The sequence below is a fragment of the Oribacterium sp. KHPX15 genome (assembly GCF_900107835.1).
Taxonomy (GTDB): Bacteria; Bacillota; Clostridia; order Lachnospirales; family Lachnospiraceae; genus Oribacterium.
On record NZ_FNRG01000001.1, the window covers coordinates 64,429 to 86,964 of the forward strand.

The window sequence follows — 22,536 nt, forward strand, 5'->3', positions numbered from 1 at the left end:
TGTCTTTTAAATGGTACTTTTATGGTACTTTTACATGTTTCTATACATTATATTTTCTCTGAAATGGTACTTGCGTAAATGGTACTTTGTTACGGCTTCAGTATACCACAAATATTGCTATGATAAACTTTAATGCTTTCATTTTATACCTCCATAGAATGCAAATACCTCTATAAGCTCCATATAAGCCTATACAAGCCACTTTGTTTTAGGCGTAAGAACGTTTGTTCCCCCGTTTCAAAAGCGCTTATATGAAGCTCCTAGAGCTTTATATTTACATATGGTACTTAAATACAGCATGTCAGAGACCTGTTCCAGTATTTCACTTTTCAAAATAGTAAAGTATGATTTTTACATCCTTTTTGAAATAGTCTCCGGTTTTAAACTCTGTTTTACCATCTATCAGAATGTGTTCAATGGCATTATTGTTGTCAAAGATCCCTGCCTTCTCCAAGGATACCTCTGTACTGATATTTGTGAAACCAAGATTTTTAAACTGTTCCTGTACTTCTTGATAGTTCTTTCCCTTGAATGAACTTGATGAAGACGGCATAAAAATATTGTTTGGATCATTTAAATCCTGCTCTTTTCTCTTTTCTTCTAATAATTTCAAGTAAGATTCACGTTTAGCATCCCACGTAGTCTTATCGTTTTCGGATAAGCCATTACCGTGGAGTTTATTTACATTTAATAACGCTGTATCGTAATCCTCATTTTTGATAGCTTCATCTATAGTTATCTCCAGTTGTTGGAGCTTGGCGATTTTTTCGTTATTTTTCTTTTCATACATGTGGAGAGACAAATATAATATAGAAAAATACAATAGTACTAGTGCAGCGATTATTATAATCTTGATATTAGCTGGTCCCAATTTAGTACGGTTTTCAAATTTTTTATAGTCATACTCCAGTTTGGCTCGTTCGGTGTTGCGCTTCTCCTGCTCAAAAAGTCTTTTTGTCTTCTGCAATTCCTGCTCGAGAACTCTTTTTGTTTGCTGTGCCTCCTGTTCGTAGACTCTTTTTGTTTTTTCTCTTTCGGCAAGAACCATTCCAAGCGTATCAAAATCAATTAATATCTTCTGCCCACAAAAAGGACAATAAGCACTAAGGTTATCTAGGTCAACATTAAGGTGTGCCCCACAATTATTGCAAGTCATTTTTACTATCTGCATCTTTCATACTCCTCTTCCATATTGCAAACAATTCAATTCCAATAGCTATATCGACAAAAAATTCAAAAAATATATTCCAAGCAACATAAATAATAAAGATTATTACATATAACCAAGACTATGATAATTAATATAGACAGCCCTGAATATTAATATTGAATATTAAGGGGTACAATAAAGAGAAGCCAGCATAAGCTAGCTTCTCCGGTTATAATCAATCATATATGGCATATATTTAAAATAACTGAAATCTGTGGAATGCGTTAAATCAAGCAAAGCCATCATATAAATGGTCTCTTTGCCTGATGTGAAATATATTGAATACAGAAAGGCTATACCAGACATGATTGGTATTAGTGGTTTAATGTGTATGGCATCCACAAAACCTATCATTTCAAGCATCTAAAACTGTTTTTAGATTATGGTCTATAAGTCAAGCTTTGGCATATATCAGTGCTGGCAGCTTTTTTTATAAAATGGGGTCTTCTCTAGTGGTCGACTATAATCATAATTGGTTCAAGTTCTTCTGAAGCACAGCAATACCTGTCTGTGATACCGCAAGATAATAAAGCTGAGTCACATGAATATTTCCATGCCCCATCTGATTGCAGAGAAGATGAGTAGGAGTGTTCATTTCTGCCATAAGAGTGCCGTAAGTATGGCGAAGATAATGATACTTAAAGTTTATATTCAGCTTGCTCTTTATCTCTCTTGTCGGATACTTCATAGAATTCACAGTCTGAATTGTTCCATCTGGAAGACAATTCACAAGTTCTGTGCAGGAAATCATGGAACCATCCAAATCTTCTATAAATCGCTGTTTCTGCTGTCTGACCGCTGCATAGGTTACAGAATCTTTCATTGCTTGCTTTTTCTTGGCTTTCAGATGTTCAATAAGCTTATCGCAGAGATAGATTGTCCTATTGGCGTTTCGAGTCTTCGGAGGAACTAGCTTTATTAAACTGTCTTGATACTGTTGCTGTCTGTCAATCGTAATAGTACCATTCTCCAAATCTACGTGATCCCACTTGAGACCGAAACATTCATTGATTCTAAGACCACAGAAGCGACCAAGCATATAAGCGGTCTCTGCATTCGTTCCTTCAAAGTATTCATCTAAAAGAGCAAGTTCTTCATGGGAGAAGGAAACGATATCTGTATCATCATCCGTACGGAGCTTCGGCATATGTATCTTAGTGTTTTTGTTTACACAGAGCTTATTGTAGGTGTCTACATCAAGATAGTTTCGTGAGTATGCCTGACCGAAAATAAGATAGAACATTTTCAAGAAGGATTCTGTGTACTGATAGGAGTATTCGTTCTCATAATAAAGAGAAGAAAGGTAATCATTAACCTCTGCAACAGAAATATCATCCACAAAGCGCTTGCCCCATTTATCACAGAGATGATTTTTCCATAAAGAATCTTGTTTTAGTATAGTTTTATATGCTCTGTCCTTCCTTCCGTTCTGGCAGTATTCATCAAAAACTTCCTTCACTGTTCTTCTGTAAACCTTATGTTTTCGCTCCATTTCTATATGTACAGAAGTAATTGCGGCAGCCCTAGCCTTTGTAGCAGCTGCTTGAGATTTCAACTTACCGCCAAATTCATCTGTAGTCTTTTTTCTGGAAATTCGTTTTCCATCAATCAGAATTGAAAAACGATAAGCCCAGAATCCATTATCCATCTGATAAACACCGTTCTTTGTTGCCATATTATATACCTCCAAAATGGTACTTTTGTGGTACTATTTACGTCTGTACGGCGTTCAGAGAAGTGCTATAATGGTACTAGGACATTTATAAGACGTTTCAAAGATATACCGATTTCCAAGGCTTATTGTCCTATCCATAGTAAGACCTCAGAAGTTTTGTTCTCGATACGGTACTCTGCGAGGCAAGGCATGGAAAGGCATTTGCAGGACTTCTCAAGAGATACTTCGGATGATAGTCCGGTCTCTGTAGGTAGTGCATATGGATAAAGACAAGGATTTCACTACAAAACTGATGGCGTTTACATTCTTTTATGCTGTGGCCATATATGTATTATGCCTGGGATTTTACTTTTGGGACAAGCATATAAATTATAAAGAAATCAGTGGATAATTGGGGGTCTGTTGATTTCTTAGGTGCATTGAGGATGTAAAACCAAGCTGGATGAAGAGGGAACGGAGTGATCTGTTTCCTCTTTTTTGTGTGTCCGGGAAATGTCGTCATGGTTGATGCTATATCATAATTATGATAAACTTATGATAATTTATGATCACAATTTTAGGAGGCATGTATGGTTAATATAAGACCTGTTTCTGATCTTAGAAATAAATTTGCAGATATAGAGAATGTTGTAAAAGATGGCGAACCTGTTTTCTTAACTAAGAATGGCTATGGTTCTATGGTGGTTATGAGCATTGAGACATATTCAAAGTTGACAAAAAATGTTGAACAAGCTTTGTCAGAAGCTGATGAGTATGCAGCCACAAATCCTGAGAGATTAACTCATGATGAAGTGTTTGGAAGATTAAGGAGACAAATAAATGGGTGAGATTACATACGATGTAAAACCCGGCGGAATGAAAAGGTACCTTGCCGGAGACATTATATTTAAGGAAAAGGAAATTCATCCATACATGTACAAGGTGCTGAAAGGCAGTGTGGCCCTGTACGTAAATCACGAGAAAGAACATGAGAATGTTTTGGGAATCCTCGAGGAAAACAGATTTTTCGGGGAGATATCAATGCTTACAGGGCGGCCGCAGGTTTATACGGCGGTGGCATTAAATGACGTTCTTCTCATGCGGGTAAGCGAGGAGCAGCTGGAGTCCTTCCTCAGTGAGAACCGGGGTAACACTCTGGGTATCATGAAAAGCATGGCAAGGATCATAGTCACCCAGAGTCTGGACATTTCCATGCTCATGGAGGATCTGAATGAGATACTTAAGGATCTGCCGGATGAGAATGCCCTGGATCCGAAGGTTGTAACGAGACTGAAACAATACCAGTTAAAATATGTAGAGAAAACGTACAACCCGGAAGATTCGTTCTTTTCGGCAGAAGTATAAATGACGAGACTGAATTCCCCGGTGCAAATCCCGATGGAAGAATCATTTTTCCCGGCAGATATTAAAATGAATTGTATATTTTTTAACAAAGTTAGCGTCGGAATCATTGACGCTAACTTTTATTTGGTATAAACTACAGAAAAATCTAATTAAAAAAGAGGTAAGGTTATCATGACAGATAAGAAACCAGTAGTACTTCTGATCCTTGATGGTTATGGCATCAATAAAAATCCGGAAGGTAATGCCATAGCTATGGCCCAGACTCCGGTTATGGATAAACTTATGGCAGAGTGCCCATTTGTTGAAGGACAGGCATCAGGACTTTTCGTAGGTCTTCCTGACGGACAGATGGGAAACTCAGAGGTAGGGCACATGAATATGGGTGCAGGACGCATCATATATCAGGATCTTACACGTATAACAAAGTCCATCAATGACGGTGATTTCTTCACAAATCCCGCACTTATGAATGCAATCGAGAATTGCAAGAAGAATGATTCCGCTCTCAACATGTTCGGACTTGTTTCCGACGGCGGAGTTCACTCACACATTGAGCACATCTTCGGAATCCTTGAGCTTGCAAAGAGAAACGGTTTAAAGAAGGTTTATCTCTATGCATTCCTTGACGGCCGTGACACACCACCTGATTCAGGAAAGAGCTTCCTTAAGCAGGTTGAGGACAAGATGGCAGAGCTCGGTGTCGGTGAGATCGCTATGATCTCCGGCCGTTACTATGCTATGGACCGTGACAAGAACTATGACCGTGTCGAGAAGGCATACGATGCCATGACAAAGGGCGTAGGTGATAAGGCAGCATCAGTTACAGAAGCTATCGACAAGTCCTATGAAGCAAAGGTTCTTGATGAGTTCGTGGTTCCATGCGTTATTGAGAAGGATGGAAAGCCTGTTCACGTAATCACAGACGGAGATTCCTGCATCTTCTACAACTTCCGTCCGGACCGTGCACGTGAGATGACTCACTGCTTCTGCGACGACGAGTTTGATTTCTTTGCAAGAGGCAAGCGCCTGGATACAAAGTTCGTATGCTTCACAGATTATGATCCTACAATCCCTAACAAGGAGATAGCATTCCCGAAGCAGTCCATAACAAAGACTCTAGGTGAGTATGCTGCATCCCTCGGACTTAAGCAGCTTCGTATCGCCGAGACAGAGAAGTATGCACACGTAACCTTCTTCTTCAACGGCGGTGTTGAGGAGCCTAATGAGGGTGAGGACCGTGTACTGGTTCCTTCACCAAAGGATGTTCCTACCTATGACCTCAAGCCTCAGATGTCATGCCCTGAGGTATGCGACAAGCTTTGCGACGCTATCAGATCAGGCAAGTACGATATGATCATCGCTAACTTCGCAAATCCTGACATGGTTGGACACACAGGTGTAATTCCTGCAGCAGTTAAGGCCATCGAGGTTGTTGATGAGGCTGTAGGTAAGGTAGTAGACGCCATTAAGGATGCAAACGGTCAGATGGTCATCTGTGCAGATCATGGTAATGCTGACATGATGATCAACTACGAGACAGGCGAGCCATGGACAGCTCACACAACAAATCCTGTTCCATTCATCCTTGTCAACGCTGATCCTTCATGGAAGCTTCGTGAGGGCGGCGCACTTTGCGACCTTGCTCCTACTCTTCTTGAGATGATGGAGATTCCTCAGCCGGAAGAGATGTCGGGAAAGTCACTTATCGTAAAATGATAGGCTGATGCAAAGGCTTTGACAGTTTATAAAAAAGATAGTACAATGGCTCGGCGCGATTGTACTATCTTTTTTCGCGATATGATATGTGACTTCTGATGCAAATCGGGCTGAGCATTTTCCTGCCTGATACGCTGAGATTTATTGATGTTTAGATAGAGGTGTTATTAATGAGAATTGGAGTTTCTACAGATTCCGGGAGCGGCATCACACAGGAAGAAAGCAAGCAGCTCGGAGTTCGTGTTGTTCCCATGCCCTTCCGTATAGATGGACAGGAATACTTTGAAGATATAAACATTACCAGAGAAGAGTTCTTCGAAAAGCTCAAGAATGACTGTGACATATCAACTTCACAGCCAAGCATGGAAGACGTAATGAAGGTTTGGGACGAGCTTCTGGAAACCTGTGATCAGGTGGTTCACATTCCTCTTACCTCCGGACTTTCAGGCTCAACTCAGACAGCGATAATGCTTAGTCATGAAGATAAGTATGAGGGAAAGGTATTTGTTCCCGATGATAAGGGAGTTTCCATAACCCAGAGACAGTACTGCATATTTGCAAAAGAGCTTGCCGCAAAGGGCTATGACGGACAGCAGATCTGTGACATTATCAACCGTGAATCTACAAGCAATCAGATCTATATCGGTGTTGATACCCTTAAGTATCTCAAGAAGGGCGGACGTATCACTCCCATGGCGGCTGCCATCGGAACCCTCCTTCACATCAAGCCGGTTCTGGGTATCACAAACGGCGGAAAGCTTGATTCCTTCACCAAGGTGAGAACCACCAAAATGGTCAGAGAAGCCATCATTAAGGGCCTTAAGGCTGAACTTGAGGGCCGTCTCAATGATAAGGATATGAACAACTGCTACGTTTGCGTTGCCTACACAGACAACCCCGAGCAGGCGGAAGCATTTGCAGAAGAGCTGAAGACAGAGTTCCCGGACAGACTGAATCTGGAGATCGTTGTAGCTCCTCTGTCACTGCTTATCAGCTGCCACATCGGACAGAATGGACTTGGCGGTGCGGTTATCGAGAGACCGGTGGAGTTGAAATAAATTATTTATAAGCAGTAAGAGGGCATCCATTTTTAATGGATGCCCTCTTGCTTTTACGCCTGCTTTATCACGGAATTTGGCTCAACGGTTTCCCAGGTTCCGTCTGCATATTGAAGCTTGATGCCGACTATGGCGTATGTTGAAACCGTCTTACTCAGCCAGAGATGATCCAACAGCACAAAATTGTTGAAGGTCCTTGCATTATCGCTGACAGTGACTAATGAGGTTTTGTGAACATTACCATCCTCACCCAGGATATATTGTCCGAGAGAGTAGGGGTCGTCGGGATAGAATGGACCTGTTACCGACTGCTCGACGGTGGAATTGCCGGTTATTTCACAGGTGGCAACATTATGCCTTGCGTCATAAGGAGTTACTGTAAAGACTATTGCGTTAATGATTTTACCGGAGGAGTTAATAAAGTAGATGTTGGGGGAAATGCCTCCGTCCTTAGTCATATGTGCTTTCATGTACTGGATTTCAATGGGCTGCATCGGGATGTAGGAGCTGCCGGCATAGCTGTACATGGCTGCTGTGTTAAACCCTGAGGCGCCGGTGCCTGAAGCTGCTGTAGTATCAACGCCTGCTGTTACTGAGCTGCCCTGATAGTTCTCAACCCATTTTCCGTCTGCCCCCACATAGTAGCCGTCCGGGGTCCGGGTGTCGGTCAGCATTTTCCCGCTGTAATCCACGTACTTGTCATCAATCCATTTATCGGTAGCCAGATGTCCTTTCTGATCAAAATAGTACCAGCTGTTATCGATAAGGGTCCAGCCTGTTGCCCGGTAGCTATCCTCTTTTAAATAATACTGATAACCGCTGTCGTAGTACCATTCACTGGTCAGGGGCTTCTTGCTCTTATCCCAAAGCTTCCAGCCCAGGGCGTCCTGATGCCACTCGACGGCATAAGCTGTAAAGGAAGACATTATCAAAAAAACCGCTGTGAATAATCCAATACATCTTTTAAGCATTTCATCCCCCAAATACTTTGTGCAAGCAACAAGTGCTTACTCAAAAAAATTTCTGATATGGCCGGTTATATCCTGAACGAATAAAAATACGTTTCGATATAAACCGCTACATTCTTTATCGGCCGGGAAATAACAAATATAAAGCAACCGTAACAAAATGAAACACTATTAAAAATTGATTAAACTGTAACAAAATGGTATGATTCCACCTGATTATTCGTTATAATATACAAGGCATAACTTTATGTAATACATGCTAATGCTCAGAAATGTCGGTGAGCGGGGCCCCAAAACCCGCCGAATTCGTATATTTATGTATTGGCTGTATAAAAATAGTCAAAAGCTATTATTTAAATCTAGGAGGATCTATTATGTCAGAAAAATTAACTAGGCGAGATTTCATCAAGGGAATGGGCGCTACTGCAGTGATCGCAGGTCTCGGTTCCCTTACAGCCTGCACAAGTGGTGCGGGAACACCGGAAGCAACTACAGCTGCCGCTACAACAGCTGCTGCAACTGAGGCCGCTACAACAGCCGCAGCCGCTCCTGCAGGTGGTGCTCTTTACACACCCGGTACTTACACAGCAGGTGCAGATGGAATCAGCTCAAAGGTTACAGTTACAATGACTTTTGATGAGTCATCAATCACAGAAGTAAAGATCAATGCAGACGGTGAGACACCTTCAATCGGTGGCGCAGCTGTTCCTGATCTTGAGAAGGCTCTTATGGATGCACAGGCAGCAGAGTTTGATGCTGTATCAGGTGCAACAATCACATCTGATGCTGTTAAGAAGGCAGCAGCTAACTGTATCGCACAGGCAAAGGGCGAGGCTACTGCAGCAACAGGAGAGCTTATCCCGACAGGTTCTGATGAGGACTGGCTTGGTGAGGAGCCTGTAGTTGATGATGCTGACGTAAAGGAGACTATCGATACAGATATACTTATCGTAGGTGCAGGTAATGCAGGTATGATGGCAGCAGCTTATGCAGCTTCAAAGGGACTTAACTTCCGCGTTATCGAGCAGAATGCAGTAGTTCAGGATACACGTCACTGGTACGGCGCTATCAACAGTTCCGCAGCTATCGCAGCAGGTTCACATGTTGATAAGAAGAAACTCCTTTCAGAGATCAGCCGTTATGCATCAGGAAAGTGCGACCAGAGAGTAGTTAAGTTATGGCTTGACGAGTCAGCAGCAATGCATGATTTCGTAGCAGGCATCCTTGAGAATGAGCCATACAACTGGAAGTGCGACTTCACATCAGGTGAGGAAGCCCGTTGGCCGGACAGCGATGAGAATACCACTTTCGTATTCCCTGAGCAGGAGCACAACTACAGAGCTTCAGAGTCTGAGTATGGAATGCAGAGAAACGAGGTATTCCTCGAGGTTATCCAGAAGGCAGGCTATGATGTAGATTTCAAGACAGCTCTTGTTAAGCTTGAGAAGGATGATACAGGAAGAGTAACAGGCGTTATCGCTCAGAACGTAGATTCAGGCGACCTTATCCGTTACAATGCCAAGGACGGTGTTCTCCTTGCATGCGGCGGATATCCCGGCAACCCATTCATGATGGAGCAGCTTGATCCGCTTGGAACTTCTGTTACAACAGCATGCTCTTTCAGCCCTGCTGATAAGGGATACGGAATCCGTGCAGCAGTTTGGGCAGGTGCTCACCTTGATGCTGAGTCAGCTCCTATGCTTTTTGACCGTGGTCTCGTAGCTCCGGGCGTTGATTCCGGCTATGTTGAGAGCGAGTCTTCCTTCGGCGGAAAGGCATTCCCGGGAACTGTAAGACAGTACAATCCCGGTACACAGCCATTCCTTAAGGTTAACCGTCATGGTCAGCGTTTCGCTAATGAGTCCAGCCCATACAACGATATCGTTTATGCAGCAGCTCATCAGCCGGGTCATGTATATGCTCAGATCATGGATGCAAACTACATGGAGGATATCAAGAGATTCCATACTATCGGATGTTCAGCACAGTCAAGAAACATCCCTGGCTATGTAGACAAGCAGCTTGAGCAGTACGGTGAAGAGGGCGAAGGCCTGATCTTCAAGGCTGACACCATCGAAGAGCTTGCTGACAAGCTTGGTTTCAAGGATGAGGATAAGACTAACTTCCTTGCAACAGTTGAGCGTTACAATGAGCTCTATGACAAGCAGGAGGATGAGGACTTCGGTAAGATGAAGGTTCGTCTCTCTGAGCTTAGAACAGCTCCATTCTATGGCTGCTGGCTCGGTGCATCACTCCTTACAACAGAGCAGGGTATCTCTATCAATGACAAGACACAGGCTCTTGATGCTGAGAACAAGCCGATTCCGGGTCTTTACATCGGCGGCGATATGTCAGGTTCATTCTTCGCAAACAACTATCCATGTCTCATGGCAGGTATCGCTTGCGGACGTACACTTACATTCGCTATGAAGTCCATTAAGGAAATGGCAGGAATCGAAGAGTAATTTCGTTCCGTTATATGAATCTCTATATTCAGGTGGGGGTTTCCAATAGTTATTCAGGGTCAGGCATCATGCCTGGCCCTTTATTCATGGATTTTCCCGGTGGGAAACACGGTGGGAATCTCGAAAATTCATTTTTTTAGCACTTGACACAAATGGGGGTTTTATATATGATAGTTGAGCGTGTTTTCAAACTGTCCGTGTCCGGTACTTGAAAAATGCACATGTAAGATATCGATATCAGGTGAAAGGAGATATTTCCAAATGGCAAATATTAAGTCAGCAAAGAAGAGAATTCTTGTTGCAGCTACAAGATATGAGCGTAACAAGGCTATCCGTTCAGAAGTTAAGACATACATCAAGAGAGTATATGCAGCAGTTGAGGCCGGTGATAAGGCTAAGGCTCAGGACGCTCTTAAGATGGCTCAGAAGAAGATTGCTATGGCTCACAGCAAGGGCATCTACAAGGCAAACAACGCTTCAAGAAAGGTTGCTAAGCTTTACAAGGCTGTAGATTCTATGAACTAATTTGCGCGAAAGGCGCACAGAGATCTTTGATCAGGATTTCTGTTTTCAAGTCGTTCTTGAAAAATTACTTTGTAAGTAACGTTACTCACGAAGACCCGCGGTTAACCCACCGCGGGTTTTTTTATATCCACCGGCTTTTATGTAAGGTGTTTCAATAATGTTTTTTCTCTGATAAAATAGAAAATATTGTAAAGAATTATTGTTCCAAAATTGGAGGCAGAAACTATGATCATCATCAAAGATGGAAATGAAACCGAGACATTTGAAGAAATAAAAGATTTCACTGAAAAGTACACAAAGAAGCAGGGGCTTGGAAGCCGTGATGAAATGCATATAAATCTTGTTATGGAAGAAATGATGGAGATAACAAGATTATCCGGAAATGTAAATGACAGGTGCTTCAACATAGATGGAGATGGACATCTTTGTGCCCTTACCATGGAACTTACCCCCGGAACCCTCCAGGATATTTCCTTTGAAAGTTTATCCGGAGTTTCTCAAAAATTAAAGGTTCTTTTGGGCACAAGTTTCGAAACCGTAGAAATGAATGAAAAAGCAGCGGAAGAAATAGGTGTTCGCCGTGCGGATAAGGAAACACTCCTTGAAATGGATTGTGAAGATGTAGAGGAGGCGTATCTGTGGACTCTCGACAGTTACAACATGGCTTCCTTCAACAAGTATATCGATGGAGACGAAGAGGACTGGGTGGCATTATCAGCTTCCATTCTGTCAGCATTGACCAAAGAAGTAAGAGTGCTTATTCTTAAGGGCTGTATCCTTTTCTCGGTTATTCTTGATTTTGACAGTAAAGCCGGCGAAAAGAAGAGCTATGGAATAAGTCCTGAGTTCGCAGCGCTTTCAAAGGTTCCTGTTGTGAAGACCAGGTTCCAGGTTAAACTTGTGGAGCTTATGTACAAGGGCCTTCCTAAGAAAGTGACAGCACCATTGGGTATGCGTCTTGACCGATTTGAAATCCCTGTTCCCACTTCAACAAAGGGGCAGATTGAGACTCTTGTATATGTACCATTTGCAGTTAAGGACAAAAAGGATGCGCCGGTCATCCTGTTCCTTCATGGCGGTGCCAACCTTTTCCCTGCGCTTCCTTACCATTATAAGCTTGCAGAGAATCTCGCAAAAAAGACCGGCTGCAAAGTTATGCTTCCAATGTATGATCTCGCACCTTATCGTCAGCCGCCTGTTCAGATAAAGGAAACATTTGAGGTATACACTGAACTCCAGAACAATCCGGAAAAATATGCCATAGATCCCGGAAAAATCTTTGTGATCGGAGATTCGGCAGGAGGAACCATGGCGGCAGCCATTACCCTTCTGGCAAGAGACAAAGGACTTAAGATGCCTAAGGGAACACTTCTCCTTTATCCGTCTCTCGATATGAGATTTAAAACGGACTCTATGAATAGTTTCTCAGACGTTCCAGTCATAAACGGTGATTCAATCAGTGCTATCAGAAAGATAGTTCATTCTGACAGAGAGGAAGGTCTGAAATACCACTATTCTCCTGCAGAAGTCGAATCACTTTCGGGTCTTTGCCCCATGTATGTGGAAACCGCAGAATTTGACGCTCTGCATGATGAGGGTGTTGAATTCGCAAAGCGCCTTAAGGAGCAGGGTAATGTTGTAACACTGAACGAAACCCGCGGCACAGTACATGCCTTTGACATGGCAAAGGACAGCAGCATCCAGAGAGCAGCCGTTGATGCGAGAGCTGATTTTATAAAAGGTCTTTTGAACTGAGATTTTAAAGATGTCCTCTTTTCAGGGGGCATCTTTTTTCGTGAGTTCGATATCAGGCAGCTGAGCATCTATCAAGCTGAGTATCCGACAGGCTTGCTTGTTATACATTTTACAGTGTGACATAATGGTAGCAGAGGTTATTTTCGGTAAAGAGGCAATGGGATGAAAAGTCTGTATAATATATTTTTAAAAAAGACTCTGACAGTTGTAATTATAACGGCTTCCCTTTTCCTGTCCGGCTGCGGAGGGAATCAGCGGGAACATGATATAGAGTTGCTTTCAGAGAAGTACAGTGTGCCGGAGGAAAAACAGCTTACGGTTTACACTTCTCACAAGGAGGAGGTTTATCTTCCGGTGATCACGGAATTTGAAAATACTACCGGCATATGGGTGAATATAGTTGCCGGTGGAACTTCGGAGATGTTCGACTTGATCGAGTCCGGAGAGGGCAGTGACTGTGACATCATGTTCGGGGGAGGCGCAGAGTATTACGAGGCAAAAAAGGAGTTATTTGCACCTTTCAAAGTGGCGGAAAGTGATATTCTTGACAGCCAGTATCTTTCTTCTGAAGATTTATGGACTCCCTTTACCGAGCTTCCTATCGTATTTATTTACAATCCCAAGCTTGTGGAAAAGAAGGATGCTCCCGGGAGCTGGAGGGATCTTTTTGATGAACGTTTTAAGGGGCAGATAGCATTTGCGGATATGGAGATTTCGGGAACCAGCTATACTATAGTCTCTCTTATGTCGCAGCTTTTTAATGAGACACCGGAAAAACTAATCCAGGAATTATATGAACAGCTTGACGGCAATGTTCTTGATTCTTCCGGTCTCGTTATTCCCTATGTGGAATCAGGCAGATGCATGGTGGGGATAACATTGGAAGAAACTGCAAAAAAATATATGGCAAATGGTTATGAAATCACCATGACATATCCGGAGGAGGGAACTACGGCCCTTCCTGATGCCTGTGCCATAGTAAAGGATGCACCTCATAGTTATAATGCCGGGAAATTTCTTGATTTCATCATAGCCTATGATACTCAGAAGTATGCTGCAGAACATTTCCACAGAAGATCTGTGAGAAAGGATGTGGAGTTGTCTAAGGATTATGAGGAAGTGAAGCTTTTGGATTTTGATATAAAAAAATCGGCAGCTGATGAGAATAGGGCTATGGACGCATGGAGAGCTGTCAGGGCATCAGGCAGGGAGCATCCATAAGACCTGTGTCGGTGTATAAGATTAAATGGCAGAATGAATTTTACAAACAGTACGAAAAACACCCGAAAACAACAGAACCCCTGTCATGTAAGATGGAAAGGAGCAGACCTACATGGGACTTGGATTTATAAAACAGTCTTTTAAACGGCAGATTTTTGCGGTCTTTCTTTTGGTACTGCTTCTTATCGTGATACCCGGAGGGATACTTACCATACAGACCTTCCAGACCAGAGTCAGAATCGACTATGAAAACAGAGATCTGGAACAGCAGAGATTTGTTTCTGACAGGATAAGCGGGATGCTGGAGCTTTCAAAGACCGCCATGGAGAATCTGAGCCGGAGTCGGGTGATAAAAGAGGCACTTCGGACAGGAAGCAGCAATACCATAGATGTGTATTCGGAACTGTATCGCGGGACTGAAGATATCAGAAATTTTGCGGTGATCGAGCTATACAGAGGAAGCAAATGCCGTTACAGCACCGGAACGAGTAATGGCAGCCTTATGTCTTCAGATTACTATTGGATGCTCAAAGAAGCTGAGGCGGGAAAAGATGTGGTGGCGTATGCATTGAACTCATCGGCAGTTGATGCGGGATCGTCGCTCCTTATGGTGAAAAAGGTACTTGATGACCCCGAGCCCTGCTTTATAATGATAAGGCTTTCACAGGATCAGGTAAAGGAACAGATCAAGGATGGCATCAATGCCCGTGACGGTTTCATACTTGCAAATAAATATCTGAGACCCTTCTGTCTTATCGGCACGGCTGAGGACGGAATGGTTCTCTCGAAGGTCAGAGAAAATCTTCTTTCTTCGCGGGCCTACAATTCAGAGATCAGGGACAATGTCTACCTCAACGAGCTTTCCGGAACGGAGCTTCTCTGCCTGTATATCACACCTCCGGTGCTGGAAGAGAGTGCTGTTAATGCGGGATACCGGGTACTTCTTTTGCTGGTACTGTTTGGTATGATTGTGTGCTTTATCGCAGCATCAAAATTCAGTGAATTTTTCTCAAGGCCTATAAATGAGCTTTACCGGGCCATGAAAAGGTTCAGAAAAGGCGACTTCGATACGAAGATAGAACTTGACCGGGAGGATGAGTTCCAGCAGCTTGCGGTTGGTTTCAACAAGATGACAACTCAGCTCAAGGAGACCATGGAAGAGCAGGTCAGAGCGGAAAGAAAGGTGACCGAAACCAGAATCGCCATGATGCAGGCGCAGCTCAATCCGCACTTCCTGTACAATACTCTCGATACCATAAAGTGGGCCGCAAAGGCAAACCAGGTGTCGGAGGTGGCAACATTAGCCTCCTCTCTTGCGGGGATTCTCAGGTACAGTATTTCCGGGAAGCAGTTCTCGCCTCTTGAAAAAGAGCTTGAAATGATCAGGAGATACTGCGACATCCAGAGGATAAGATTTGATGACTGTTTCACTCTGGAGACTGAGGTCAGTGAGGAGCTGCTTAATGCTGTTGTCCCTAAACTCATACTTCAGCCCCTTGTTGAGAATTCAATAATACACGGTATGGAAGGACAGAAGGACGGAAGGATAAAGGTCAGGGCATTTGCAGAAGAGAATCTTCAGATTGATATCGAGGATAACGGCAAAGGCATTTCCGACGAATACATTAAAGCCCTGGAGACTGACGATGAGGAAACCCTCAAGGGGCATCTGGGACTCAATAATGTAAATACCATCATCCGTATGTACTACGGAAAGGAGTACGGAGTTAAGGCATCAAGGAGAGAGGAAGGCGGAACGCTGATCACGGTGAGGGTGCCGTTGGAATTTGGAGAAATAAATGAGTGACAGATATGGGGCGATTGGATCGATATCTATATGTAAGATATTTTGGCTAAAAACCAGAGCTGATAGATGAGAAGGCTAATATTAAAAGACACTTCATCTGATAAATTATGATATCGAAAAGATAGAAAGAGCGATATATGATTAAAGTAATGATAGTAGATGATGAACGTTTTGTGAGACGTGGTATCATTCAGGAAACCGACTGGGAACTAATAGGTTGTGAGGTGGTGGCGGAGGCTGCAAACGGAACCGAAGCACTGGAAAAAGCCGGAGAAGTAAGACCGGATCTTGTGATCTCTGACATCAGGATGCCGGAGATGGACGGGCTGGAGCTTGGAGAAAAACTGATGGAGCTTTATCCCGGGATAAAGCTGATCTATCTCACTGCTTACAGCGACTTTGAATATGCAAGAAAGGCACTTCGGGTAGGGGCTTCTGATTATCTTCTCAAACCCTTTGAGGACGGAGAACTTGAGAGCACCATACAGAAGCTGGTGCATTTCGAGACTATGAAAGAACAGGAAAAGGAACCTGATATACTCGGGCTTAAAGATAAGTCGGAGGTAGGCAACAAATATGTTCTTGAGGCAATAGAGTATATTGAAAAGCACTATAAGGATCCGGAGTTTACATTGGCAGCCCTTGCCGAAAGCATCAGTGTAAGTGACGGACATATCAGCAGACTGTTTAAAGCGGAAACCGAGTGCAGTATAAACAACTATCTCACAAAGTACCGCATCAAAAAGGCCATGGAGCTTCTTAAGGATGTGAAGATCAAGGTGTATGAGGTGGCGGATCTTGTGGGATATCAGGACATCGCCTATTTTTCCAATACCTTTAAGAAGCTGGTGGGAAAGACTCCTTCGGAATATCAGATGCACGGATTAGAATGATCCGGTTATACGCATATAATCCGGTGACGATTTTACTGACGGATAATTCACCCAATATAAGTCAGTGTTATAAATGATATCCGGTGATGATTCCCGTCATTTCGTGATATTTCCGGAGAGATACTCGTGGATATGTGAGAGATATTTGGCAAAGTGCAATAACAGGTTTATACATGACATCATTTTCATTGTGAAAATGATGTCATTTTTTTACAAGATTTATCAGAGTAGTCATATTTTGATGTGAGAATTGCACAACTATAATATTGAACATAGAGTTACAAATGTGCAAAGAGCATAAGAGTTTTGCACGGGACGTATTTTAAGGAGGACAAAAAGTGAGAAAGATTTTATCAACAATTCTGACAGTATCCATTCTGGCTACAACACTGGCAGGCTGTGGCGGCGGATCAACAACACAGGCTACAACTGCAGCGGCACCGGCTGAGACAAAGGCGGCAGCAGAGACACAGGCTCCTGCAGCAGGCGGCACAGAAGAGAAGAAGACAGAGAACCTTACAGGTATCGATGCCATCATTGCAGAGGCTCAGACAATGTCTCTTGAAGAGCTTGCAAAGAAGGCCATAGAGGAGTCAAACGGAAAGACCTTCTACGGTGTAGGAAACTCCAGCCGCGGTAAGTCAGCACTTCCTGTATTCATTGAGTATTTAAAGACCATCGATCCATCTTACAACATGGAGTTCGAGTGGCAGCAGCCAAAGAACAACAAGATCTTTGAGCAGCTCACTTCCGATTCACTGAAGAGTGAAGGAACATTCGCAATGACACTTATCCAGGACGGAAACCAGATTCAGTCCAAGATGGTAGACACAGATATTCTTAAGACCTTCGTTCCGCTTGACTGGGCAAAGGCAAACGGAACAACTCCTGATGACTACACAGGATTCCTTCCGCTCCAGACACTTAACAAGGTATTCATGTACAACTGCACGGGATCTGCAGAGTTCAAGAACTGCTGGGATTTCGTATACGAGGGATCACATCCGTTATTCATGGGTGTTGACTCAGAGATCGTCGGAAAGAACTTCCTTATGATGCTCACAGAAGACAAGTATGCTGACTGGCTTAAGGCAGCTTATGACAAGCTTGATGATACCAAGAAGGCATATTTCGAGCCGACAATCCAGTCTGTTCAGGCAGATGCAGCTGACCTCGGACTCGGCGCAAACGGTGCATATGCACTTGCATGGATCAAGCTTTGGGTAGGCAACTACAACGAGCAGACAGATGACGGACCGATATGCAACACACTTGTTGATGCATCAGCTAAGGATCAGTCAGGTCTCCTGGTTTATTCAAAGCTTCGTTCAGTTGAAGAGTCTGCAACAGTTTCTGTAAACAACATCAAGGTTGCAGCTTATGAAGACGGTTACACAGGTATCGGCGGATACGGCTACTGCCATTATCTCTTCCTTACAAAGAACAGCCCGCTTCCATGGACAGCATGCGCATTTATCGCTTATATGACATGTACAGAAGAAGGATTCGATGCATGGGGCAAGGATATGGGCGGATACTCAGCTAACCCTGAAGTATCAAAGGCAGTTGAAGAGAAGTATCATCATTCAACAGGCGGCGGAGATGAGTTCCCTGCAAAGAATGACCGTGGCTATGACTGGTGGACAGGCGAAGGCGAGGGCGAGCTCGTTCTCGAGGATCCTGCATACTGCTCAGAGGTATCATTCTCAGTAGGAAGCTGGATCGACGTACTTGATCGTTATACACCGGGACAGTAAATCGCTTAGCGGGCAGGCGCAGGGATCCGGACAGTAAATATGTCAGCTCAGGCTGACCCGGATCCGGTGCTCCCGGGCGATAATTTAATCAGGATGTCGCTGCCAAAAGCGGCATCCTATTTTAAAGGAAAAAATCAGATTTCTGTTAAAAGAAAATGAAGTGTCAGACCCTCGCTGATATTATTTCAGATGGGCTGGCGAAGGAAAGTAAAAGTTTAGACGGTGGACCATGGGGACGGAGTCTGAACTGTTACGAAGGAAATAATGAGAGGGAAAGGCAATGGAAAAACGCATTCAACCTGATAAGGGAGCGATATTCAAGAATTCGCTGAAGACCTGGTTCTCCCAGCCCCAGAATATAATATTGCTCTTATTCGGAATAGTACTTACATTCAGTACAGTGGCACCCATAGTTGCCATCGTGGAGGACACCTTCAAGATACATCCCGGTACCATAGATCAGCATCTGACCGGAAGAGTTTCGGGATATACCATAGTGAACTACATCGATCTGTTCACTTCCAGACTGGCTAAGACAAATCTTTGGTTACCGCTTTTAAACACCGTGATCCTGTCGGTATGCACCTGTTTCATATCGATTCTTTTCGGAGGTTTGTTCGCATTCTTAGTCACAAGAACAAACATGAAGTTCAAGAAGTATCTGAGCTCCATCTTCATCTTCCCATACATCATGCCTCAGTGGACACTGGCGGTTGTATGGCAGCACATGTTTTACAGCAACAAGGTAACGGGAACTTCAGACGGACTTATCGCCGCGATATTCCATACCTATTTCCCACACTGGTGGTGTCAGGGAGTCTTCCCAAGTGCCATGGTTCTGGGACTTCACTACGCGCCCTTCGCCTACATTCTCATCGGCGGAATCTTCAAGAACATGGACGCTAACCTCGAGGAAGCAGCTACGATACTTGATACTCCGAAATGGAAGATAATGTTCAAGGTAACACTGCCAATGATCAAGCCGGCTATCCTGTCAACCATCCTTCTGGTTTTCGGAAGCGCCATGGGAAGTTATCCGGTTCCTCATTACCTCAACCTCACCACACTTTCAACAAAGTACATCTCACTGAACAGTAAGTACACCGGTGAAGCAAGTATCCTTGCCATCATCATGATGGTATTCGGCGTACTGATCCTGGGTATGAACCAGATGAGTTTGAAGAGCCGTAAGAACTATACAACCGTAACCGGAAAGTCAGGACAGCTTACGAAGATTTCCATTGGAAATGCCGGAAAATACATTGTGGGAATCATCTTCATTCTGATCACTTTCTTCACAAGTATCTGGCCTATCATCCTCTTCGCGTTGGAGACATTCCTTCCGAACCCGGGTGACTACAGTTTCCTTTACACAGGAAATATGGCGCATCTCACTACCAAGTGGTGGATGACAAATGAGAACATTACCGAGAACGGAATGTATGGTCAGTCCGGAATTCTTTACAACAAGACCATCTGGCATGCATTCTTCGGAACACTGTTCCTTGCAGTGGTATGTGCCCTTATCGCAGGTACCATCGGAACACTTATAGGTTATGCGGTTGCCAAGAACAGAAGAAGCAAGTGGGCAAACTACGTTAACAATGTAGCATTCCTGCCATACCTCATGCCATCAATTGCAGTTGGTGCAGCATTCTTCATCCTGTTCTCAAACGAGCACATCAACCTGTTCAATACTTACACACTGCTTATCATCGCAGGTGTTGTTAAGTACATACCGTTCGCGTCGAGAAGCTCGCTGAACTCCATGCTTCAGATAAGTAACGAGCTGGAAGAGGCGGCCATCATTCAGAACACACCATGGATAAAGAGAATGTTGAAAATCATCATTCCTATCCAGAAATCATCCATCATCAGCGGATACATGCTTCCGTTTATGACATGTCTCCGTGAATTGTCACTGTTCCTGCTGCTCTGTACACAGGGCTTCATCCTGTCAACAACACTTGACTACTTTGATGAGATGGGACTTTATGCATTCTCAAGTGCCATCAACCTTATTTTGATAGTGACGATTTTGGTATTCAATACATTGGTAAATAAGCTGACAGGAGCTAGTCTTGACAGTGGAATCGGAGGAAAGTAATCATGCCTGAGATTAAGTTGGAAAACATCACAAAGAGATGGGGAAAGTTTTTCGGTGTAGATAATGTAAGCCTGAACATCCCTGACAATTCATTCATAACACTTCTGGGACCTTCAGGTTGCGGTAAGACCACTATCCTTAGAATGATAGCCGGCCTTGAAACACCGACTGAAGGAAGGATCACCATCGGAGATACAGTTGTATTTGATTCTGATGCCGGAATCAATGTTCCGCCAAACAAACGTAAGGTGGGCTTCCTGTTCCAGAACTATGCACTTTGGCCCAACATGACGGTTTATGAGAATATCTCCTTCGGACTTAAGAACATTAACGAAGAGATGCCGGATGTAGATATTGAAGCAAAGCAGACAGGAGATATGATCAGATCCCTTCAGAACGGAAACAAGGTGAAGGAGATCGTTTCAGAATGCTTCGATAAAAACGGAAAGCTGGATGAGAAGAAGGCTCTGGTTAAGCTTATTGATGCATTTTCACTTTCCATCTTTACTGCGAAGGAGCTGTTTGATCTCAAAATCCATGAGGCTCAGGAGCCTAATGCCGCAGCACAGAGCAAGCTCGCGGATTATGAGAAAAAACTCGAAGATATCAAGAAGAAATATGCCGGCGAAGGCAAAGAGCTTAACGAAAAATTTGAGATAACCCAGGGCGGCAAGGTTTTGGAGACCAAGAGAAAGCTCACAAAGGAAGAGATTGATTCCAGAGTCAGAGCATGCTCAAGAATCGTTAAGATCGGTATGTTCATGGACAGATATCCTGCAGAGCTTTCCGGTGGTCAGCAGCAGAGAGTTGCCATCGCAAGAACTCTTGCTCCGAGACCTCAGGTGCTTTTCATGGATGAGCCTCTTTCAAACCTTGATGCTAAGCTCCGTCTCGAAATGAGATATGAGCTCCAGAGACTTCATGTAGAGACCGGAAGTACCTTCGTATATGTAACTCATGATCAGATGGAGGCCATGACTCTGGCTACCAGAATCTGTCTTGTGAACAATGGTGTTCTTCAGCAGTATGCTGCACCTCTTGAGGTTTACAACAAGCCTGCAAATCTTTTCGTTGCAGATTTCGTAGGTAATCCTTCCATGAACTTTGTTGATGCAAAGGGAACCCAGAAGGAGGACGGAAGCTTCGAGGTAGATATCCTTGACGGAATAAAGGCAGAATTTGTTCCTGAAGTAAAGATGGATATCACTGAGTGGAGAAGTAAGAGAGATCAGGCAGACCGTGAAAAGGAAGAACTTGAAAGAGAGAGGCTCAGCCGCAAGGGTGCGGTTGAAAAGACCAACAAGGATGAGGTTTTCAAGTATCATATCCAGAAGGTTACCGAGCAGGATGACAGCCTTCTTGATGAGCCTGTGATCACAGACGAAGATTACGTTATCGGTATCAGACCTGAAGCTATAGATATCGAAGAGGATGGCAGCATCGAGGCTACAGTTTATGGTGCCATGCCTACAGGTATGGAGTCTACCCTCAAGCTTAAGATCGGTGATTTCCTTCTCACAGGTGTTATCTTCGGCGGCATGATCTACCAGATCGGCCAGAAGGAGAGAATCGAAATCACAGGAAAGAACATCCTTCTTTTCGACAGAAGATCCGGAAGACTTATCGCTAACGGAAGTCTCAGGATAAAAGGATAATAGATTATTTTTTGTAAAGAAGCAGCCTCGGGGATTGCCCCCGAGGCTGCTTAAATGGAACTATTAATGGTGTCAACTTGCTTCTGATCTTGCAGGAGCAGCATCTTCATAGAAATCATCCTGATCAGAAATAAATTCAAGTATATCTGATGTTAAAGCGTTTGGGTTTTCATTCATGAAGCCTTCTACGGCTTTAAGACGTGATTCCTTCTTTTTTACATATGTCAGTACTGCAACTATAAAACTGTAATAAGAATCTTCTACATTGTTTAAACGAATTGCAAATTCTTCCATTTTTTTCCTCCTTAATCACCATCATATACCCTTTGATAAATATTGTAGTCATTGAATCCGTGATTCTCAAACCAATAGGTATATGG

General features: G+C 43.6%; 17 protein-coding genes. 13 read left to right on the forward strand and 4 right to left on the reverse strand.

The features are described 5' to 3' along the window. Window positions 1-322 precede the first annotated feature (322 nt). Together BLV86_RS00265 and BLV86_RS00270 are read right to left on the reverse strand one after the other, a co-directional pair. Complete coding sequence (locus tag BLV86_RS00265; protein ID WP_090814702.1) at window positions 323-1,171, reverse strand: TFIIB-type zinc ribbon-containing protein; 849 nt, start codon at window positions 1,169-1,171, stop codon at window positions 323-325. A gap of 505 nt (window positions 1,172-1,676) precedes the next feature. Then, window positions 1,677-2,885, reverse strand: coding sequence for a tyrosine-type recombinase/integrase (locus tag BLV86_RS00270; RefSeq protein WP_090814703.1), 1,209 nt, complete (start codon window positions 2,883-2,885; stop codon window positions 1,677-1,679). 569 nt (window positions 2,886-3,454) lie between these two features. Here BLV86_RS00270 and BLV86_RS00275 point away from each other — a divergent pair. From BLV86_RS00275 to BLV86_RS00290, 4 genes are all read left to right on the forward strand, one after another. Next, a complete protein-coding gene (locus BLV86_RS00275; protein ID WP_031548303.1) occupies window positions 3,455-3,712 on the forward strand; it encodes a type II toxin-antitoxin system prevent-host-death family antitoxin in 258 nt (85 codons plus the stop codon). Then, window positions 3,705-4,229, forward strand: a complete 525-nt coding sequence (locus tag BLV86_RS00280) for a cyclic nucleotide-binding domain-containing protein (protein WP_031548305.1) — start codon at window positions 3,705-3,707, stop codon at window positions 4,227-4,229. Before BLV86_RS00275 ends, BLV86_RS00280 begins: the two co-directional genes overlap by 8 nt. A 171-nt stretch (window positions 4,230-4,400) precedes the next feature. Then, window positions 4,401-5,945 carry a 2,3-bisphosphoglycerate-independent phosphoglycerate mutase gene (gpmI, locus tag BLV86_RS00285; protein WP_090814704.1) on the forward strand — a complete coding sequence of 515 codons (1,545 nt, stop codon included), beginning with the start codon at window positions 4,401-4,403 and terminating at the stop codon, window positions 5,943-5,945. A gap of 170 nt (window positions 5,946-6,115) precedes the next feature. Next, window positions 6,116-7,003 (forward strand): DegV family protein, encoded by an 888-nt coding sequence (locus tag BLV86_RS00290; RefSeq protein WP_090814705.1) that lies wholly within the window; start codon window positions 6,116-6,118, stop codon window positions 7,001-7,003. 53 nt (window positions 7,004-7,056) lie between these two features. Here BLV86_RS00290 and BLV86_RS00295 read toward each other — a convergent pair whose 3' ends face one another. After that, window positions 7,057-7,974, reverse strand: a complete 918-nt coding sequence (locus tag BLV86_RS00295) for a hypothetical protein (RefSeq protein ID WP_090814706.1) — start codon at window positions 7,972-7,974, stop codon at window positions 7,057-7,059. A 371-nt stretch (window positions 7,975-8,345) separates the two neighbouring features. Here BLV86_RS00295 and BLV86_RS00300 point away from each other — a divergent pair, with 371 nt between their 5' ends. The 9 genes from BLV86_RS00300 to BLV86_RS00340 all read left to right on the forward strand — a co-directional run bounded on the left by BLV86_RS00300 (window position 8,346) and on the right by BLV86_RS00340 (window position 22,156). Continuing rightward, window positions 8,346-10,436, forward strand: a complete 2,091-nt coding sequence (locus tag BLV86_RS00300; RefSeq protein WP_090814707.1) for an FAD-binding protein — start codon at window positions 8,346-8,348, stop codon at window positions 10,434-10,436. A 261-nt stretch (window positions 10,437-10,697) separates the two neighbouring features. After that, the gene (gene rpsT / locus BLV86_RS00305) at window positions 10,698-10,961 is read left to right on the forward strand and encodes a 30S ribosomal protein S20 (protein ID WP_090814708.1); all 264 of its coding nucleotides are present in this window, start codon (window positions 10,698-10,700) and stop codon (window positions 10,959-10,961) included. A 225-nt stretch (window positions 10,962-11,186) separates the two neighbouring features. Further along, window positions 11,187-12,716 carry an alpha/beta hydrolase gene (locus BLV86_RS00310; RefSeq protein WP_031548315.1) on the forward strand — a complete coding sequence of 510 codons (1,530 nt, stop codon included), beginning with the start codon at window positions 11,187-11,189 and terminating at the stop codon, window positions 12,714-12,716. Between the two features lie 162 nt (window positions 12,717-12,878). After that, window positions 12,879-13,937: an extracellular solute-binding protein gene (locus tag BLV86_RS00315; RefSeq protein WP_090814709.1), complete on the forward strand. Its 1,059-nt coding sequence runs from the start codon at window positions 12,879-12,881 to the stop codon at window positions 13,935-13,937. Window positions 13,938-14,049: 112 nt separating this feature from the next. Beyond that, complete coding sequence (locus BLV86_RS00320) at window positions 14,050-15,744, forward strand: sensor histidine kinase (RefSeq protein ID WP_090814710.1); 1,695 nt, start codon at window positions 14,050-14,052, stop codon at window positions 15,742-15,744. A gap of 137 nt (window positions 15,745-15,881) precedes the next feature. Beyond that, entirely contained in the window at window positions 15,882-16,637 is a 756-nt protein-coding gene (locus tag BLV86_RS00325; RefSeq protein ID WP_090814711.1) for a response regulator transcription factor, read from the forward strand. A gap of 338 nt (window positions 16,638-16,975) precedes the next feature. Next, the gene (locus BLV86_RS00330) at window positions 16,976-18,394 is read left to right on the forward strand and encodes a hypothetical protein (RefSeq protein WP_090814712.1); all 1,419 of its coding nucleotides are present in this window, start codon (window positions 16,976-16,978) and stop codon (window positions 18,392-18,394) included. A gap of 280 nt (window positions 18,395-18,674) precedes the next feature. Then, on the forward strand, window positions 18,675-20,501 hold the full coding sequence (locus BLV86_RS00335) for an ABC transporter permease (RefSeq protein WP_090814713.1): 1,827 nt from the start codon (window positions 18,675-18,677) through the stop codon (window positions 20,499-20,501). A gap of 2 nt (window positions 20,502-20,503) precedes the next feature. Next, the gene (locus BLV86_RS00340; RefSeq protein ID WP_090814714.1) at window positions 20,504-22,156 is read left to right on the forward strand and encodes an ABC transporter ATP-binding protein; all 1,653 of its coding nucleotides are present in this window, start codon (window positions 20,504-20,506) and stop codon (window positions 22,154-22,156) included. Between the two features lie 72 nt (window positions 22,157-22,228). Here BLV86_RS00340 and BLV86_RS00345 read toward each other — a convergent pair whose 3' ends face one another. After that, window positions 22,229-22,450, reverse strand: a complete 222-nt coding sequence (locus tag BLV86_RS00345; RefSeq protein WP_090814715.1) for a hypothetical protein — start codon at window positions 22,448-22,450, stop codon at window positions 22,229-22,231. Window positions 22,451-22,536: the final 86 nt, after the last annotated feature.

What these genes read in the sequence shown, in the direction of transcription:
- BLV86_RS00295 (WP_090814706.1), bottom strand. Translation starts at nt 7,974, where the DNA reads ATGCTTAAAAGATGTATTGGATTATTCACAGCGGTTTTTTTGATAATG.
- BLV86_RS00345 (WP_090814715.1), bottom strand. Translation starts at nt 22,450, where the DNA reads ATGGAAGAATTTGCAATTCGTTTAAACAATGTAGAAGATTCTTATTAC.
- BLV86_RS00280 (WP_031548305.1), top strand. Translation starts at nt 3,705, where the DNA reads ATGGGTGAGATTACATACGATGTAAAACCCGGCGGAATGAAAAGGTAC.
- BLV86_RS00325 (WP_090814711.1), top strand. Translation starts at nt 15,882, where the DNA reads ATGATTAAAGTAATGATAGTAGATGATGAACGTTTTGTGAGACGTGGT.
- gpmI (WP_090814704.1), top strand. Translation starts at nt 4,401, where the DNA reads ATGACAGATAAGAAACCAGTAGTACTTCTGATCCTTGATGGTTATGGC.
- BLV86_RS00320 (WP_090814710.1), top strand. Translation starts at nt 14,050, where the DNA reads ATGGGACTTGGATTTATAAAACAGTCTTTTAAACGGCAGATTTTTGCG.
- BLV86_RS00290 (WP_090814705.1), top strand. Translation starts at nt 6,116, where the DNA reads ATGAGAATTGGAGTTTCTACAGATTCCGGGAGCGGCATCACACAGGAA.
- BLV86_RS00315 (WP_090814709.1), top strand. Translation starts at nt 12,879, where the DNA reads ATGAAAAGTCTGTATAATATATTTTTAAAAAAGACTCTGACAGTTGTA.
- BLV86_RS00270 (WP_090814703.1), bottom strand. Translation starts at nt 2,885, where the DNA reads ATGGCAACAAAGAACGGTGTTTATCAGATGGATAATGGATTCTGGGCT.
- BLV86_RS00265 (WP_090814702.1), bottom strand. Translation starts at nt 1,171, where the DNA reads ATGCAGATAGTAAAAATGACTTGCAATAATTGTGGGGCACACCTTAAT.
- BLV86_RS00310 (WP_031548315.1), top strand. Translation starts at nt 11,187, where the DNA reads ATGATCATCATCAAAGATGGAAATGAAACCGAGACATTTGAAGAAATA.
- BLV86_RS00335 (WP_090814713.1), top strand. Translation starts at nt 18,675, where the DNA reads ATGGAAAAACGCATTCAACCTGATAAGGGAGCGATATTCAAGAATTCG.
- BLV86_RS00300 (WP_090814707.1), top strand. Translation starts at nt 8,346, where the DNA reads ATGTCAGAAAAATTAACTAGGCGAGATTTCATCAAGGGAATGGGCGCT.
- rpsT (WP_090814708.1), top strand. Translation starts at nt 10,698, where the DNA reads ATGGCAAATATTAAGTCAGCAAAGAAGAGAATTCTTGTTGCAGCTACA.
- BLV86_RS00340 (WP_090814714.1), top strand. Translation starts at nt 20,504, where the DNA reads ATGCCTGAGATTAAGTTGGAAAACATCACAAAGAGATGGGGAAAGTTT.
- BLV86_RS00275 (WP_031548303.1), top strand. Translation starts at nt 3,455, where the DNA reads ATGGTTAATATAAGACCTGTTTCTGATCTTAGAAATAAATTTGCAGAT.